Origin of the sequence: Companilactobacillus kimchiensis (assembly GCF_001438805.1) — a bacterium.
Classification (GTDB): Bacteria; Bacillota; Bacilli; order Lactobacillales; family Lactobacillaceae; genus Companilactobacillus; species Companilactobacillus kimchiensis.
This window is the reverse complement of the sequence record NZ_JQCF01000030.1, coordinates 13539-31487: the sequence shown is the minus strand read 5'-3', so window position 1 is coordinate 31487 and position 17949 is coordinate 13539. Positions and strand designations below refer to the sequence as shown.

The following is a 17949-nucleotide window of genomic DNA, read 5'->3' as shown; positions in this document are numbered from 1 at the left end:
TGCGTTGCACAGCCACACTTGGTAAAGAACCCTAATTAAGTGAACTGGAAGCTATTTTATTTTAAATCATCAAAGTTATAGGTAAATCCTTCAACGGTCAAACGATTACGGCCGGAGTTTTTAGAAGCATAGAGGTATTTATCAACTCGATTAAACAAATCTTCAAAGGAAGAATCCTCTTCAATCAACTTAGAAATACCAAAGGAAATGCTGACATCCAACTTTTGACCATTCAGGATCAAAGGTGTGTTGACCAATGTGTTTCGCAAGTCGGTAATGATTGGCACACATTCGGCAGGTTTTTTACCCCGGAAAATAATAATAAACTCTTCTCCACCGAATCTAAAAAGTTGACCCTTAGTATCAGTTAAAAACATTTCACGTTCCATAGTGTGTGCAACATGCTTTAAAACTTCATCACCAGTTGAATGGCCGTATTGATCGTTAAACTCTTTAAAATGGTCAATATCGAACATAGCAATTGTTAAAGGAACAGCTTTTTCTGAATAGTAGGTTTTATAAAGTTCAATTGAAGTTTTATCCAAATTAGCCCGATTTCTAATCCCGGTTAATTCATCATAATTTACTTGAACTTGTAGGTCGTCGTAATTTAACATGGTATCCTGTAACTTTTTAGCACAGAAACGAATGATCGACATGTAAATTAGGAAAACTATAAGCATAATGAGGATTTCGATTGTAGGAAAGCTATGATCGACCCATAAGATAATCCACCATGATAATCCAAAGAGAACTTGCATAATGAGGTATTTCCATTCGGAATTCTCGAGATTTTCGGTTTGATAATAAATGAAACTGACGATAATTATCAGGAAGATATAAGAGATGGCGAATAATGGTAAATCTTTATTATTCAAGCGTGGTAAATTCATGGAATGGTAATAAAGGATTGGCATTAAGATATTAATGATTAAAGTAATCTTATTTCGAATCAAGTACATACAATATAGCAAGATGGTCAGTTGGGCATTAGCGTAGAGCCAACCATTATTAATGGAACCGCTATTTAAAATGAAGAAAATTTGCTCCAACATGATCATACTAAAGCCTAGAACAAGGCCTTCCAACAAGTGAACAGTAATGCGTTTATAGAAGGGAGATGATCGGCTTATTTTTCTTTCAAGTGAATAGGCAACAATTGTGATGATTGTAATTAAACCAATTGTGACTAAGGTGATAATTGCTGAGTTAATATTCAGATAATTATTTATAAATTTTTCTAGAATGATATCTGGCAAGTTTCTCCCTCAATTAGTATTTATTATGTAATATTTTAATGTGAATATGTGAATAGTAGTAACAAAGATTTCAATGATAACGTTCAATCTAAATGAATAGATGTTCATTATACCTGATACAATAATGATCTGGCAACGGCATTAAGAAAAAATAATCAAAATTATATAAATAAGTTTCAATTAAATTGTAAAAAAATAACCGTCAAACCCAAGTAATTAGAATACTTATGACGGTTTTTGCTTTTGTTATTTATCTTCGTTGTTATTACGTCTAATACTATACACTTATTCATTTATAAAAATATAAGGTTATAATAGTTTATATTAGTGAAGATTATTTTTAAAGATATGTTAAAAAATCAATCTTTGCAACAAATATATATTTAAAATTGAGGGGTAAAGATATGAAAGTTGTTGTTGTTGGATGTACACACGCTGGTACGGCTGCAGTTGAGCAGATTTTACAGGAGCATCCAGAAACAGAGGTGACAGTTTATGAACGTGATGATAACATTTCCTTCCTATCATGCGGAATCGCACTTTATTTAGGTAGAAAAGTTAAAAGATTGGAAGACATGTTCTATGCCAGTCCTAAAGATCTAGAGAACTTGGGTGCAAAGATCAATATGAAGCATGATGTTTTAAAAATTGATGCCGATAACAAAACACTTATGTGTGAGAATATGGAAACTCATGAGATTATTAATGATAGTTACGATAAGTTGATCATGACAACTGGTTCATACGTGGCAGTTCCACCAATTATGGGTATTTCTGATACTCGTATTTTGATGTGTAAGAGTTATGCCCAAGCTGAGGCAATTTATGAAACAGCTAAAGATCATCGCCATATCACAATTGTTGGTGGTGGTTATATTGGGGTTGAATTGGCTGAAAGCTATGCTAATACAGATCATGAAGTAACTTTGATTCAATCAAGAGGCCAAGTATTAAATAATTACCTTGATACTGATATGTCAGAAAATGCGATTAAATTACTGAAGGAACATGATGTTAATGTTTTCTTGAATGAACGTGTAACTGGTTTTAGTCGTGATGAAGATGATAACGTTGTGATTGAAACTAATACTGAAGATCATAAATCTGACTTAGTTATCGTATGTACCGGTTTTGTGGCTAATACAGAACTATTACGGGGCCAAGTTGATATGGATCGTCACGGAGCCATCATTATTAATGAATATACTCAAACATCTAATCCAGATATTTATGCAGCCGGGGATGCTTGTACTGTGAACTTTAATCCAACCAATAAACCTGCATATATGCCACTAGCAACTAACGCAATTCGCCAAGGTGCTTTAGCTGGAGTCAATGTTTTTGGTGATATTCAAAAGTATATGGGAACTCAAGCAACTTCTGCAATGGAGTTATTTGGTCATACAATTGCTTCAACCGGATTGACTTTACAACATGCTTTAGATGATGGTATCAATGCGGCAGCAGTTACATATCACGATGATTATCGTCCAGATTATATGCCAACTACCGCAATGTTGACGATCAAGTTAGTTTATAACAAGGATAATCGTCAAATATTAGGGGCTCAATTATTCAGCAAACATGAAGTGGCACAATCAGCAAATACGATTTCTGTATGTATTCAAAATAAGAATACAATTGATGAATTAGCTTTCATGGATATGTTGTTCCAACCTAATTATGATAATCCATTTAATTATTTGAATTTAGTAGCCCAAATGGCTGTAGCTCAGGAACGAGCAGCAAAGTAAAAAATGCATAAAAATATCCTCAATTCGGATTGTGAATTGAGGATATTTTTTATGCATTTATACTGTAGATTTAAAAGACTATGTTTAGATTAAAACTTGTCATCGTCTGGATGTAGTTTTAATAAACGGGGCTTACCATAATAATAGCCCTGACGAAGATCAATATTAAGTGAGTCTGCTAGTTCATCATCGCGGTCGTCTTCAATACCTTCCAAGATGAAGCGAAGATTATTTTTCTTGCTGAAATCTCGCCAGAAAATAACTTTGCTTTCAATATCAGGATCTCGTAATTTTTCACCAAAGTTTTGAATGGCAAACTTGATTTCGGATGCCATAGGTACCATGTCTTTGATTTGATCGAGTTGATTGACACCAGTCCCACAATCATCCAAGCTGAAATCCATACCATAATTAATGAAATCTTTAATCAAAGGAATCAAGGTATCGTTGGGCCAATCTTCATCAGGTATATCTTCAGTCAACTCAACGACTAATCGCAAGGGACGCAAGATACTTTGGGCCTCTATGATTGCATCACGAACTTCCTTGTCCATCAATTGATTACGGTTAATATTAACTGAAACAGAACCGATTTTTAGAGCTAACAATTTAGTGGTGGCAATTAGAACTTCAGCCATAGTGTGTGAAGGTACATCAGAAAAGTTTGCTGGTGGTCGCCATCCTTGGTCAGTCTTTTTCTTCATTAACAGCTCGTAGCCAATTAGCGAATTATTAAATTTATCAAGTTGGGGTTGAATAAAAAATCTATACATAATCAAACTCCTTTATAAGAGGTCCCTCTAATATTTAATTTATAAGTTGTGGCAATTTACAAAATATTGCTTATTTATTATAAATATATGTGAATTAACACTCCAATTAATATTACTACAAGTTTAGTTTCATGTCATGGTGCGCGATTCCGACCTCTTGATATTGTTTACCAATGACTTTAAAGCCGAGTTTTTTATAAAAGTTTTGAGCATGATCTTGAGCACCAAGAACCACGTAATTATAATTTTCTTCTTGAGCATAATTAAAAATATACTTCAATAGATCAGAACCCAAGTGTTCTTGGCGGTACTTTTTTAAAACAGCTACACGTTGAATATGGATGCCATTATCATCGGTAGGGTAGAAGCGAGCTGTTGCCACGGCTTGATCATCAAGATAAACATTAAAATAGATACATTGTGATTCTAGATTATCAATTTCTAAATCTTCGGGAACATTTTGTTCGGTAACAAAAACAGCTCTTCGGATGGCAAGACTGTCTCGATAAATATCAGAGTCTATATTACTGGTGTGTTTTATTTTGTTCATAGCGAACCCCATTATTAAAAAGTAAATACCAACCTATTATATTACAGGAAGTAAGCAATTTTACTTCGATAATTAATATAAAAAAAGGTCAATTTTAACTTATCAATAAAGATCTTGATTGATATAATTAAAGTATATATTGTGTTATGCTGTAAACAATTAAAGCTAGTATAAAATGGTACCATAGAGGAGGAACTGACTGTTGAAAGTTATTGTTGTCGGATGTACACATGCTGGAACAGCTGCAGTTGAAAAGATTTTGGAAAAACATCCTGAAACGGATGTAACTGTTTATGAACGTGAAGATAATATTTCATTTTTATCATGTGGAATTGCTTTGTATTTAGGCAGAATTGTTAATAACCTTGAGGATATGTTTTATGCAGATCCTACCACACTCGAGGGTTACGGTGCTAAAGTCCGTATGAAGCATAATGTTCTGAAAATCGATACAAAGAATAAAAAAATTGTTGTTCAAGATTTAGTAACACAAGATATCACTGAAGATACTTATGATAAGTTGATCATGACAACTGGTTCTGAGGTTGGTATCCCCCCAATTGGTGGAATGGACAATCCTAGAGTTCTTCTATGTAAAAGTTATGCTCAAGCTAAGAAAATATATGAGTCAGCTTTGAATTACCCAAGTATTGCAATTGTTGGAGCTGGTTATGTTGGAGTTGAATTGGCTGAAAGTTATGCCAATACGGTTCATGATGTAACTTTGATCCAATCACGTGATCAAATTCTGAATAATTATGTAGATGATGGCTTGTCAGAAAAAATCATTGAAAAATTAAAAGAGCATGATGTCAAAGTACAGCTTGGTGAACGTGTTTCTGAAATCCAAGATGGTGACCAATTAACCATTACTACTAAATCAGGTCATGCTTATAAGGCTGATCTTGTAATCGTCTGTACTGGATTCTTTGCTAATACTGATTTATTACGTGGACAAGTTCAAATGGACGGTTATGGTGCCATTATTATTAATGATTATATGCAAACCTCTGATCCTGATGTTTATGCAGGAGGGGATTCATGTGTTGTTAAATTTAATCCAACAGGTGAATTGAAATATATTCCACTTGCAACCACAGCAGTTCGTCAAGGAACTCTAGCCGGGATTAATATCTTTGGTGATATTCGTAAGTACATGGGAACTCAAGCAACTACCGCTATGGAAATCTTTGGCTATACTTTAGCTGAAACTGGTTTAACCTTGAAAAAAGCCTTGGCCAATGGAATCAATGCTGATTGTGTAGTTTACCATGATAATTATCGTCCGGCATATATGCCAACCACTGATATGCTAACGATTTATCTAGTTTATGATAAAGATACGAGAAAAGTATTAGGAGCTCAATTGTTCAGCAAACATGAGGTTGCTCAATCAGCTAATGCAATTTCAATTTGTATTCAGAATAACAATACAATTGATGATTTAGCTTTTGTCGATATGTTGTTCCAACCTAATTATGATAATCCATTTAATTATCTGAATTTAGTAGCACAGCAGGCAATTGCCAAAGAAGATAATAAGTAAAGATGAATCATACCTTCGTGGTATGATTTTTTTTATATCTTTGAATTAATTATTCAATAGCAATATTATTAATGCTAAACTGACGATAGCAAATAAATGTTGTGGGGATATTTGATGGGTAATTTAGATGGAATCGTTAGGATTTGTTTTAGCACTAATGCCTTAGTAACAGGGATAGTAACCATTGGTTTAATTACTTTAATAACTTATTTTGCGTTTGCACTGGAAAAGAAAATCAGTGTTGCCTCACCATTTCTTGAAAAAATTACTGTTAATTTATCGGAAATGGGTCTGTTATTGATTGGTTCCTTGATTGTCGAGCAGGTTTTCGGAAGCTTGACTGGAGGTAGTGCCATAGAGTTAGGTGGACTATATGCCAACGCCGAATTGACCTTACTGTTTTATTGTCTATTTGTATTTAATAATCGTTTGATTGTTTTAATGAATATTGCCTTACCGTTCATTTATCACCCAGCGTTTGATATAGTACGGATGAAAAATCAATATTGGCCGTTATTTATTATTGCGTATATTGTCTTGGTAATTGTAATCGACTACTTATATGGACATAAGGATGACTTAATTGTTTCTAATTATAAATACCTAATTGCTCAAATATTATTTGGGATTTGTTGGTGGATTCTTATTTGGATCGACTACCGTTTCCCGTTAACTGATATTATTGGGATGCTAATTGTTTTTGAAATTTATATGTTAGTCGTTCGAATCATTGAGCAAAAGATGAGTACCTATATGCATGCTTATAATGACTTGGAAGTTAAAGTTAACTATGATGCCTTAACTGGAGTTCGTAATCGGGCCAATTTGAATAAACTATCTAAAGAAGCGTTTGAAAAATATAGTAAGAATAGCAAGGAACCATTGACGGTTATTATGTTTGATATTGATCACTTTAAAAAATTTAATGACAATTATGGACATGAAATTGGTGATGAGGTTTTACGACATGTCGCTCATGTTGCTGAAAGAGAATTACATATGGATGGTAGTAACGGTCAGTTATTTAGATATGGTGGTGAGGAATTTATTATCATGATCAAGGGAACTGACAGCCAACATAGTACAAATTTTATAAATGGAATTAATCAGACCTTGATTGAGATGCCTTTATTTATACAGGATACTCAATTAAATGTTACGTTATGTTTCGGCGTAACGACGTTACGAGCAACTGATAAATCATTTGATGATATTTTTCAGCGAGTAGATGGATATCTTTATGAGTCCAAAAATACTGGCCGTAATAAGATGACGGTTGAAGGTGAAGCTCAAGAGTATAGTGTTCAACCAATAATTCATATATAAGCAAAAAAAAGACCAGCAGGCGGGGAACCTGACTGGCCTTTTTTTATATGTACAGTTGATTTTTTGATAGGGGTTTAAGAAATTAACTATTGTCATTGAATGATGGGGTATTCAATGAATCGGGGAGATTATTATTATCCGTTGTATTGCGGGCAAATTTAAGAAATGAGTTTTACCCCTATCAAGTAAATGTAATTGGGAGTTACAAATAAATCAACTAAGTATCTAGAATAGGCATCTAGTCATAGATATTATTTACTAATTTTCTAAACGGGAGGCAGAAGATAGACTTTGAAAACTTATCCTAGAGTTCAACAAAGTTACTATGTTTAGCCCCTCCTTTCCCTATGTTAGCGCTTTCTTTATTGGTACAAGCATAGTATAGCAAGTTTTATTGAATTTCACAATATAAAAGATCATGACGTTAGATATACAATCTGGAGCTATCGGCTGGGGCTCAATGGTTATGGGAGTATATGTTTGGAAAAATTATTTTTTTATTCTAATTCAAATATTTCACAATCAAAGAAATAGCAACTAATCTAGAGTGTTATACTTGTTAAAATAAAAAAAGTATTATACTATGAATTTGTTCGAATGGCGATGACGTTCGCCGAAAATATTACTTAATTGTAATTGATGACGTCTACTTTAAATAATTACCTGTTATAATTGAATTTTTCAATTGAGGGTCTTTATTTGAAGTAGGCGTCTTTTTTTATGATTGAGAAAGGGAGTATTTATATGACAGTAACAATTGAGAACGTAAAAGCTAGGGAAGTATTTGATTCACGTGGTAATCCTACCGTTGAAGCAGATGTAATTCTTTCAAATGGTGTCTTAGGACGTGCAAGTGTTCCATCAGGTAAGTCAACTGGTGATAATGAAGCGGTTGAATTACGTGATGGTGGAGATAGACTTGGCGGAAAAGGTGTTTTAAAGGCTGTCGAAAATGTTAATACCTTGATCAATGATAAATTAAAGGGAGCTGATCCTTTCAATCAAGCTAAAATCGATCAAATGATGATTGATCTTGATGGAACTCCTAACAAGGCTAAATTGGGTGCCAATGCTATTCTTGGTGTTTCAATTGCCAATGTACGTGCTGCTGCAAATTGTGAACATGTTCCAGTTTACCGTTATCTTGGCGGTGTGGATCTTGAATTGCCACAAACATTCCACAATGTTATCAACGGTGGTGAGCATGCTGATAATGGTATCGATATGCAAGAATTCTTGATTACACCTATCCAACGGACAAGTTTCCGTGATGGATTTGAAAAAATCGTTAATGTATACCATCAATTAAAGAAGAATCTTGAAAAAGAAGGTTATCAAACAGGACTTGGTGATGAAGGTGGATTTGCTCCGGATCTTCCATCAAGTGAGGCTGCCGTTGACGAATTAAATCGTGCTATCAAAGATGCTGGATACAAACCAGGATCAGAAATTGGTATTGCTTTTGATGCTGCTGCTTCAAGTTTTGCTCAAGATGACGGCTCATACTTATTTGAAGGTAAGAAGCGTTCAGCTGACGAGATGGCCACATACTATGAAGGATTGTTAGATAAATTTCCAGCAATTGTTTCAATGGAAGATCCATTCGGTGAAAATGATTGGGAGAATTTTGCTAAGTTTACCAAGAAGAACGGTAACCGTGTCCAAATCATCACTGATGATAATGTATGTACTAACCCTGCACTATTTAGAAAAGCAATTAAAGCCGGAATGGCAAACAGCTTCTTAATCAAATTGAACCAAATTGGTACTGTTACAGAAACAATCGAAGCTATCCGTGTTGCAAGAAAGAACGGATATACAACAATGATGTCGCACCGTTCAGGTGAAACTGAAGATTCATTCTTGGCTGACTTTACAGTTGCTATGCATGCTGAACAATTGAAGTCAGGTGCTCCAGCTCGTGGTGAACGTTTAGCCAAGTACAACCAATTATTGAGAATCGAAGAAGAATTAGGGCAGGAAGCTAACTTGGCTCATTTCCCTAATGACGTTGATTTTGATTAATAAATAATCATGATCGAAAATAATGGTTTGACCACTCAAGAAGCTGAAGTATTAAGACAAAAGCATGGGTATAATGAAACACCTACGATTAAAAAGTCCTTTATGAGTCTGATTTTAAAACGTTTAGTTGGTCCAATCCCATATATCATTGAGTTGGCGTTAGTTATCGAATTACTGCTGGGTAATTATATTCAAGTTGGTTTTATATTTGCATTACTTTTGTTTTCAGCGATTGATGGTGCTATTCAGGAGAATCGTGCTGCTAAGTCAATTGGTGAACTTGATACGAAACTGATTGCTTATGCAAGTGTGTTACGTGACGGTAAGTGGAAAAAACTCTCCAGCAGGGAATTGGTACCAACTGATTTAATCCATTTATCAGTTGGATCAATCATTCCGGCTGATTGTAAGGTAGCTGCAGGAATGATTTTAGTTAATCAATCGGTAGTTACTGGGGAGTCCAAAGCAGTTACAAAGTCTGAAGATGATATTCTCTATTCGGGATCAACCGTGATTCAGGGTACAGCTGATGTTTTAGTTGAGAAAACCGGAAAGAATAGTAGTCTCGGTAAAACAACGGAGTTGGTAAGAACTAATGAGGCACCAGGTAGGCTAGAGAATTTACTTTTTACAGTTGTAAAATATTTAGCCTATTTAGATATTGTTTTAGCAGTTATTTTAACAATAACTGCCTTGATTCGGCACACACCGTTTTTATCATTGTTACCATTCTTAGTTATTTTATTTGTAGCGACGATTCCCATTTCAATGCCATCCAGTTTTGCAGTGGCAAATTCACTGGAAGCAGGTATTCTTTCAAAAAAGGGTATCTTAGTCGGTGGACTGACCGGGATTCAAGAGGCTGGCTCGATGAATGTTCTCCTGATGGATAAAACTGGAACAATTACTAAGAATAAACCTGAATTGGATGATTTAGTCAGTTTGAATGGGTTAGATAAAGTTCAATTACTAAAATATGCATTAGCGACAGTTAAACCAAGTAGTGTCAATCCGTTAGATTTGGCAATTATGCAAAGAGCCAAGTCAGATAATGTAACGGTATCTAAAATTAAAGAACAGATCTCCTTTGACCCCAAATTGAAGGGGGCTCGAGCAACTCTTGATAATGATGATGAGGTCTTTCTGGGATCTCCTGTAAAGAGCAAATTAGATGATTCGATCAAGAAGAAAATCTCTGAGTTATCCTTACAAGGACTTCAGATTATGGCTTTGTCAGTCAATCAAGAAGTAGTCGGTCTTTTAACCTTTAAGGATCAAGTTAAGGACGATATGCCGGAAACAATTGCAGCCTTAAAGAAACAGGGTGTCACGGTGTTAATGCTGACTGGTGATACAGCTCCAACAGCTCAGGCAATTGCTCAAAAAATTGGTCTAAATGATAAAATTGGCACCGTTGACGATGCCTTGTCTGATGTTTTGTCGTTTGGCGGTTTTGCAAATGTTTATCCTGAGGACAAATATAAAATTGTTAAATCATTGCAGGACAAGGGATACGTCGTTGGGATGACTGGTGATGGCATCAATGATGCTCCAGCTTTGAAACAAGCCGATGTTGGAATTGCTATCAATACGGCAACTGATATTTCTAAGTTAGCTGCGAGAATCATTTTAACCGAACCATCATTAATGGGAATTACGGAACTGATAGACTCAGGACATCGGGTTTATCAAAGAATGATGACTTGGTTGATTACTAAGTTAGCTAGAACTGCTCAGTTGGCTCTGTTATTGACTGTTGGTTATCTCTGTACTAACTTTTTCCCAATTTCATTAAATATCATTGTCTTTATCGTTATTCTCAATGATTGTGTCACTTTGACTTTAGGTACTGATCAAGTTAAAACTAATCATTTGCCAGAAAATTGGAATTTAAAGAATTTAAGTAAAATTTCAGTTATTTATACGATTGGTTGGTTGGCATTAGGTTTCTTGATCCTTTGGTACAGCGTAAGTTTCACGTCTTTGAGTCACTCGCAAATTAGTGGCATGTTGTTTGTTTATTTAATTTATTCAGCAATGGGGATGATTTTATCAACTAGAACCCGTGATCACTTCTGGTCTATTCCAACAAGTAAGGCGGTTGGAACGGTAATATTCATTAATTTGATCGTATCAAGTCTGATTGGAATATTAGGACTAGCTACGGGAGTTATGAATGTTCTAGTGATCTTCTTAATCTGTTGTGTAATGTTTCTCATATTGGATATGATAAAAGTTTCTTATTATAATCCATCAAAAAAGAACTAATCACTTTATTGCTGATTAGTTCTTTTTTGATGGATTATTTTATGGTTCACTGCCGTTCTCTAGTGATCTGGTGAAGGGGGCGTATATTTAAAGAGGATACAAAAAAAGACAAGAACCAAAGTTCTTGTCTTTATTATCAGCAATTAAATTATTTAACTGAAGGAGTACTGAACCATTCGATACGTTCTTTAGTAGTATCAGTAATAGCCTTTGTACCAGGTGCAAGCAATTTACGTGGGTCGTAACCCTTAGCGTTAACATCTTGGTCATGTCCGGCTTCGATGTATTCACGTGTTGCTTTAGCAAATGACAATTGTAATTCAGTATTAACGTTAACCTTTGAAATACCCATTGAGATAGCCTTAACAATTTGTTCCTTAGGGATACCTGAACCACCATGAAGAACAAGTGGTGTATCAATAGCAGCAGCTAATTCTGCAAGACGGTCAAAGTTCAAACCTTGCCAGTTTTCAGGGTATACACCGTGAATGTTACCAATACCAACAGCTAGGTAATCAACACCAGTAGCGTTAAGAGTCTTAGCTTCTTCAACATCAGCTAATTCACCGGCACCAGTAATACCATCTTCAGTACCACCAATTGAACCAACTTCAGCTTCAACAGAGATACCTTTAGCATGAGCTAATTTAACGATTTCCTTAGTCTTTTCAAGGTTTTCGTCGAATGGTAAGTCATGGCCATCGAACATAACTGAGTTGTAACCAACTTCGATACATTCTTTAGCAGCTTCGTAGTTACCGTGATCCAAGTGCATTACAACTGGAACTGTAATACCCATAGCTTTGATTGTGTCTTGTACAAGGTGTAGACATAATTCGTATCCACCCATATACTTAGCAGCACCCATTGATGTTTGAACCAATACTGGTGTGTTAGTTTCTTGAGCAGCGGCTAAAATAGCACGTGTCCATTCCAAGTCGTTGATGTTAAATGCACCAACAGCGTATTTGCCTTTACGGGCGTTGTTGAAAATTTCGTTACCGTTTGTTAAAACCATCGATAATCCTCCAAAAGTTTCATTCATTTATTTGAATACAGTAATAATTTTAACTCAAACTGATACAAATTAATACTTTTTTTAACAAACTATTTCAGTAAGCGCTTTATCTTAAATGAAAATAAGCGTAAATCGCTAGCAAATAGAGAATTAACAAGAAAAATAATATCTGCCACCAGTATTTCTTACTAGGGGATTTAGTTATCGTATTGTAAAGTGCCATAACAATGAAAAAAGCAATTAGGGTTGTTAAAATGCTGACTATTATCAGCGCAGTCAAATTTATCATAATAGCTTATTATAACCATATTTTTTCTGAAAATAATAGAATAGAAACCAAACGTAACTACCTATATTAATGAAGTTATCTCTGATATACTGGAATTAATTTGTTGAGGTGATAATTTTGGATAAAATTAAAGTTATGACTGTTTTTGGTACAAGACCAGAAGCAATTAAAATGGCTCCATTAGTTTTGAAATTAAAACAAAACAGTGACCGTTTCGATACAGTGACAGTAGTCACAGCACAACATCGTGAAATGTTGGATTCAGTTTTGGAAATTTTTGATATCAAACCTGATTATGATTTGAACATTATGAAGGAACGCCAAACTTTGAGCGGAATCACTGGTTTAGTGCTTAAAGAATTGGATGGCATTATCGAAAAAGAGAAACCTGATATTGTCCTAGTACATGGAGATACAACTACGACCTTTAGCGCTGCTTTATCAGCTTTCTACCATCAAACAGCAATTGGTCACGTTGAAGCTGGTCTGAGAACTTGGAATAAGTATTCTCCATGGCCAGAAGAAATGAATCGTCAAATGACCGATGATTTAACTGACGTTTACTTTGCACCAACTAGTGAAAGCAAAGCCAACCTATTAAAAGAAAATCATCATGGTGAAAACATCTTTGTCACTGGTAATACAGCGATTGATGCTTTGAGAAGTACAGTTCATAAAGATTATCATCATGATATTATGGATGTTATTGATCCTAATAAGAAGATGATCTTGATTACAATGCACCGTCGTGAAAATCAAGGTGAACCAATGAAACAAGTCTTTAATGCAATGAAGAAGGTTATTGAAAAGCACGATGATATTGAATTGGTTTATCCAGTACATTTGAATCCAGTTGTTCAACAAACTGCTAAAGATATCCTAGGTGATGTTGAACGAGTTCATTTGATCGAACCACTTGACGTTGTTGATTTTCACAATTTGGCTTCAAGAAGTTACTTTATTATGACCGATTCTGGTGGTGTACAAGAAGAAGCTCCATCACTAGGTAAACCAGTGCTTGTTTTACGTGATACAACTGAACGTCCCGAAGGTGTTGCAGCTGGTACTTTGAAATTAGTTGGAACTGATGCTGCCGTGGTTGAAAAAGAAATGACTCGTTTGATCACTGACAAAGCAGAATATGAGCGAATGGCTAATGCCAAAAATCCTTATGGTGATGGTAAAGCATCCGATCGAATCCTTGATTCCATTAGTTACTACTTCAAGCAGACGACTGATCGTCCGAATGAATTTGAATAAAAAGTAATTAATTTAACAGAAATAATCAAAAATGAGTAAGTACATTGACAAAATAAGATTCGTTTAGTAATATTAATTACGAGATAAAGCAGAAGCGCCCGCTTCTCACCTATGCAATGTATCAGATTTATATGCCGCTGGGTTAATACGATTATGTAAGTATGATGAATATTTACTAAACAATCAGTGGGCGCAATATGCGGCCACTTTTTTTGTTCCAAAATTTCAGGAGGTGTATACATATCGCAAAAGAATTAATAATCAATGATGACATACGTGCTAAAGAAGTACGTTTGATTTCTGATAACGGTGATCAACTTGGTGTTAAGCCATTAGCAGAAGCTAAAAGTTTAGCCCAAACTGCTAACATGGATTTAGTCTTGATGTCACCAAATGCTAAACCAGCAGTTGCTAAAATCATGGACTATGGTAAATATAAGTTTGATCTTCAAAAGAAGGATCGTGAAGCTCGTAAGAAGCAAAAGACTTTTAATGTTAAAGAAGTCCGTCTAAGTCCTACTATTGAAGACAATGATTTTAATACTAAGCTCAACAACGCCCGTAAGTTTCTTGCTAAGGGTGATAAAGTTAAGGTTTCACTCCGTTTCCGGGGTAGAGCCATTACTCATAAAGAGATTGGTAAAAAGGTCCTTGATAGAGCGGCAGTGGAATTGAAAGATATCGCTACTGTTACTACAAGACCTAAGATGGATGGACGTAGCATGTTTCTTATGTTAGATCCTATCGATAATAAAAAATAATTGAGGAGTTTATTATGCCTAAACAAAAGACACATCGTGCTTCAGCAAAACGTTTCAAAAAGACTGCTAATGGTGGTTGGAAAAGAATGCATGCTTATACAAGTCACCGTTTCCACGGTAAGACAAAGAAACAACGTCGCCAATTAGCTAAACCAGGAATGGTTAGTTCAAGTGATATGAAACGTATCAAGCAAATGTTAGCTACATACTAATTCCTAAATAATTAGTCATTTTTAATCATCAGAAGGAGAATTTATTATGCCTAGAGTAAAAGGTGGAACAGTTACACGTAAACGTCGTAAGAAGGTTTTAAAATTAGCTAAAGGTTACCGTGGTTCAAAACACATTACCTTCAAAGCTGCACATACACAAATCATGGTTTCATACCGTTACGCATTCCGTGACCGTCGCCAAGTTAAACGTGATTTCCGTAAGATCTGGATTGCCAGAATCAATGCTGCTGCAAGAATGAACGAAATCAGTTACAGTAAATTAATGCACGGTTTGAAGTTAGCTAACGTTGACATCAACCGTAAGATGATGGCACAAATTGCTATCGAAGATCCTAAAACATTTACAGCATTAGTAGACACAGCTAAAAAAGCTATGGCTTAAAACTAATTGAATGTACAAAAAATAGAGTTGTCAGTTATCTGACAACTCTATTTTTTTGTTCTTACTCAAGTTTGATTAAAACGAGAGTATACTTAACTTTCCGTCTTCCACAAGAATCGGGAATAGGCTGGAACGCTGCAGACACAACTTCGAACCAACCACAAACCGCTGACTAAGGATAATTTTGCAGCTGAGCCTATTCCCAATTCTTGCTCCAGACTAAATAACACTTTGATTAATTTATTAATTAAAAATGACTTGAACTATAATACTCTTGTTGAACATAACATTCTTAAATTAAAAAATGTCCCTACTAACTGATCATAGTGTCAGATAATTAGGGATATTTTGCTTTATTAATATAATATTTGAACGAATTGATATCTCTTAAAACAGTTTAGATTACACAATATAGAAAATAGCAACTTAGCTCGGAGCAAGGAAGAAAAATGGCTCAATAGCGAAGTTTAACTTATTCGGCGAACCTTGCCGGATTAGTTAAAGGCCAAGCTTGAAAACTATTGTCAATGCCTTGTGCATTGATGATAGGTTCCAAGTTGTGCCCGCTATGTTCCAGCCAATTTTTCTTCCTTGCGGAGAGCGGCATCATAATAATAACTCTGTTAACTTACGTTCTAATCGAACTTGAGGATTTACTTTTTTAAACCATTTTCCTTTAAATTCTTAAATCGTTCTATTAGGTGACGGTTCTTGTAATTGAAAATTAGTTTCGAGGAGAAGTAATTAAAGATTCCTACAATGACTTGGTCAACTGCTTTGATGATCAAGTTGTTCCAAGGAAAAATGAAAACAGCGACGATCATGAATAAATCGTCAAAAATTAGGGAGAAGATTCGTGAAATCAAAAAAATTGAACCTTCTTGAAAGAGCTTTTTGAGATTTTCCATTTCTGATTTGAAAACGTAGAGTTTAGTGACGAAGAAGGAAAAGAAATTCGAAATAAACCAAGCAATGGTATTAGCTATCCACAAGGGAATATGAAAATAATTATGTGAGAAATCAAAAATTCCAATGTTTATTAGGGATGCTAAAAAGCCAAACAAACAATAGACAAAGAAATTACGATATTTTTTAATAAAGTCCATAATTAAAGATCCATTTCTTGGGCCTTTTTATAAATTTCTTCAGCAAAATGATCCAGATGATCGATATCAGCTTGTTCAGGACTGAGCTCGACACGAACGGAATCTGATCCTTTAGTTGCGCCCACTTCTTCGAAAGCTTTAGCAAACTCATCAACGGCACGACAAAAATCTTCATAGAAACGATCTCCGGAACCACAAGTTCCGTAAATTTTACCGCTCAAATCTAAATCATGCATATCGTCAAAAAAGTCTAAGGCTTCATCAGGAACGATTCCTTGGTCGTAAGTGTAACTAGCAATTACACAAATATCGGTATCTTCAAAATCGGCCGCATCGGTTTGAGAAACTTCGCTCATTTCGACTTCACAACCGAGATCTTCAAATTTTTCTGTTAAAACGTATGCCATATCTTCGTCATTACCAGTAATGCTGGCATATACGATTTTTACTTTTGTCATATTAAATTGTCGCCTCATTTTTTATATCTTGAGATATTATAGCAAAAATTAATATTAGCCACCATCTAATTCCATATCTATGAGAATGTTATAATAAAATTAACACATTTTTGAAGGGACATGTAAAAAGTGATTACATTAAAATCTGCAAGAGAACTAGAAGGAATGAGAAAGTCCGGAGAATTGCTTGCTAATACCCACATTGGTTTGCGTGATATTATCAAACCTGGAATTTCATCTATGGAAATTGAAAACTTTGCCAACGACTATATCGTTTCACATGGTGGTCGTCCATCAGAAAAGGGCTTTGAAGGCTACAAATATGCAACTTGTGTTTGTGTTAATGATGAGGTTGCTCATGGGATTCCCCGTAAGGGTCTTATTTTAAAGAATGGCGACGTTTTAAAAGTTGATATGACTGTTAACTTAAACGGTTACGAAAGTGATTCTTGCTGGACATATGCTGTCGGAGAATTGTCTGCTGAAGATCAAAAATTAATGGACGTTACTCATAAAGCACTTTATTTAGGAATCGACCAAGCTGTGATCGGTAATCGTTTGGGTGATATCGGTTATGCTATTCAACATTATGTTGAAGATGAAAATCACATGGGTGATGTGCGTGATTTGATTGGACATGGTATTCAACCAACAATGCACGAAGCTCCAAATGTGCCACATTATGGTGAACCTGGTCAAGGTTTAAGGTTACGTGAAGGTATGACGATTACAATTGAACCTATGGTCAACCTGGGAACTTGGGAGATCAAAGATAAATTTGTCAAAGCTGATGGTTGGGAATACTTTGTTTCTGCCGATGGTACCAATTCTGCTCAATATGAACACACACTTGCTATCACCAAAGATGGTCCTAAAATTTTGACATCACAAGATCCTGAATTTGATGCTAAATACTTACTGTAGTTAATGGTGTGTGAATA

Annotated in this window: 16 protein-coding genes and 1 riboswitch; of the genes, 10 read left to right on the top strand and 6 right to left on the bottom strand. The window is 35.1% G+C overall.

Annotation, left to right across the window (positions count from 1 at the left end; translation table 11 throughout):
• Positions 1-56: 56 nt before the first annotated feature.
• A complete protein-coding gene (locus IV57_RS11185; RefSeq protein WP_057881606.1) occupies positions 57-1259 on the bottom strand; it encodes a GGDEF domain-containing protein in 1203 nt (400 codons plus the stop codon).
• A gap of 404 nt (positions 1260-1663) precedes the next feature.
• On the opposite strand from IV57_RS11185, the gene IV57_RS11180 reads away from it, so the two are divergent.
• Complete coding sequence (locus tag IV57_RS11180) at positions 1664-3013, top strand: FAD-dependent oxidoreductase (protein ID WP_057881605.1); 1350 nt, start codon at positions 1664-1666, stop codon at positions 3011-3013.
• Positions 3014-3102: 89 nt separating this feature from the next.
• On the opposite strand, the gene IV57_RS11175 is transcribed toward IV57_RS11180, so the two are convergent.
• On the bottom strand, positions 3103-3786 hold the full coding sequence (locus IV57_RS11175) for an EAL domain-containing protein (protein ID WP_057881604.1): 684 nt from the start codon (positions 3784-3786) through the stop codon (positions 3103-3105).
• Between the two features lie 115 nt (positions 3787-3901).
• Entirely contained in the window at positions 3902-4336 is a 435-nt protein-coding gene (locus IV57_RS11170; protein WP_057881603.1) for a GNAT family N-acetyltransferase, read from the bottom strand.
• Positions 4337-4538: 202 nt separating this feature from the next.
• Here IV57_RS11170 and IV57_RS11165 point away from each other — a divergent pair, with 202 nt between their 5' ends.
• From IV57_RS11165 to IV57_RS11150, 4 genes are all read left to right on the top strand, one after another.
• A complete protein-coding gene (locus IV57_RS11165) occupies positions 4539-5882 on the top strand; it encodes an FAD-dependent oxidoreductase (RefSeq protein WP_057881602.1) in 1344 nt (447 codons plus the stop codon).
• Positions 5883-5996: 114 nt separating this feature from the next.
• Positions 5997-7208: a GGDEF domain-containing protein gene (locus IV57_RS11160; RefSeq protein WP_057881601.1), complete on the top strand. Its 1212-nt coding sequence runs from the start codon at positions 5997-5999 to the stop codon at positions 7206-7208.
• A 590-nt stretch (positions 7209-7798) separates the two neighbouring features.
• Positions 7799-7864: riboswitch (Fluoride riboswitch) on the top strand.
• An 88-nt stretch (positions 7865-7952) separates the two neighbouring features.
• A complete protein-coding gene (eno, locus tag IV57_RS11155; protein WP_057881600.1) occupies positions 7953-9233 on the top strand; it encodes a phosphopyruvate hydratase in 1281 nt (426 codons plus the stop codon).
• Positions 9234-9242: 9 nt separating this feature from the next.
• Positions 9243-11501 (top strand): HAD-IC family P-type ATPase, encoded by a 2259-nt coding sequence (locus tag IV57_RS11150; RefSeq protein ID WP_057881599.1) that lies wholly within the window; start codon positions 9243-9245, stop codon positions 11499-11501.
• A gap of 148 nt (positions 11502-11649) precedes the next feature.
• Here the strand turns inward: IV57_RS11150 and fba are convergent, their stop codons facing one another.
• Positions 11650-12519: a class II fructose-1,6-bisphosphate aldolase gene (gene fba / locus IV57_RS11145; protein ID WP_057881598.1), complete on the bottom strand. Its 870-nt coding sequence runs from the start codon at positions 12517-12519 to the stop codon at positions 11650-11652.
• 406 nt (positions 12520-12925) lie between these two features.
• Between fba and wecB the strand changes: the two genes are divergently transcribed.
• The 4 genes from wecB to rplT all read left to right on the top strand — a co-directional run bounded on the left by wecB (position 12926) and on the right by rplT (position 15444).
• On the top strand, positions 12926-14068 hold the full coding sequence (gene wecB / locus IV57_RS11140; RefSeq protein WP_157051954.1) for a non-hydrolyzing UDP-N-acetylglucosamine 2-epimerase: 1143 nt from the start codon (positions 12926-12928) through the stop codon (positions 14066-14068).
• A 197-nt stretch (positions 14069-14265) separates the two neighbouring features.
• Complete coding sequence (infC, locus tag IV57_RS11135; protein WP_083488968.1) at positions 14266-14829, top strand: translation initiation factor IF-3; 564 nt, start codon at positions 14266-14268, stop codon at positions 14827-14829.
• Between the two features lie 14 nt (positions 14830-14843).
• Positions 14844-15041, top strand: a complete 198-nt coding sequence (gene rpmI, locus IV57_RS11130) for a 50S ribosomal protein L35 (RefSeq protein ID WP_025084493.1) — start codon at positions 14844-14846, stop codon at positions 15039-15041.
• 46 nt (positions 15042-15087) lie between these two features.
• The gene (gene rplT / locus IV57_RS11125) at positions 15088-15444 is read left to right on the top strand and encodes a 50S ribosomal protein L20 (protein ID WP_057881597.1); all 357 of its coding nucleotides are present in this window, start codon (positions 15088-15090) and stop codon (positions 15442-15444) included.
• Positions 15445-16097: 653 nt separating this feature from the next.
• Here the strand turns inward: rplT and IV57_RS11120 are convergent.
• Together IV57_RS11120 and IV57_RS11115 are read right to left on the bottom strand one after the other, a co-directional pair.
• Positions 16098-16550 carry a GtrA family protein gene (locus IV57_RS11120; protein ID WP_057881596.1) on the bottom strand — a complete coding sequence of 151 codons (453 nt, stop codon included), beginning with the start codon at positions 16548-16550 and terminating at the stop codon, positions 16098-16100.
• Positions 16551-16552: 2 nt separating this feature from the next.
• Positions 16553-17008, bottom strand: coding sequence for a flavodoxin (locus IV57_RS11115; protein WP_057881595.1), 456 nt, complete (start codon positions 17006-17008; stop codon positions 16553-16555).
• 129 nt (positions 17009-17137) lie between these two features.
• Between IV57_RS11115 and map the strand changes: the two genes are divergently transcribed.
• Positions 17138-17932, top strand: coding sequence for a type I methionyl aminopeptidase (gene map / locus IV57_RS11110; protein WP_057881594.1), 795 nt, complete (start codon positions 17138-17140; stop codon positions 17930-17932).
• Positions 17933-17949 lie beyond the last annotated feature (17 nt).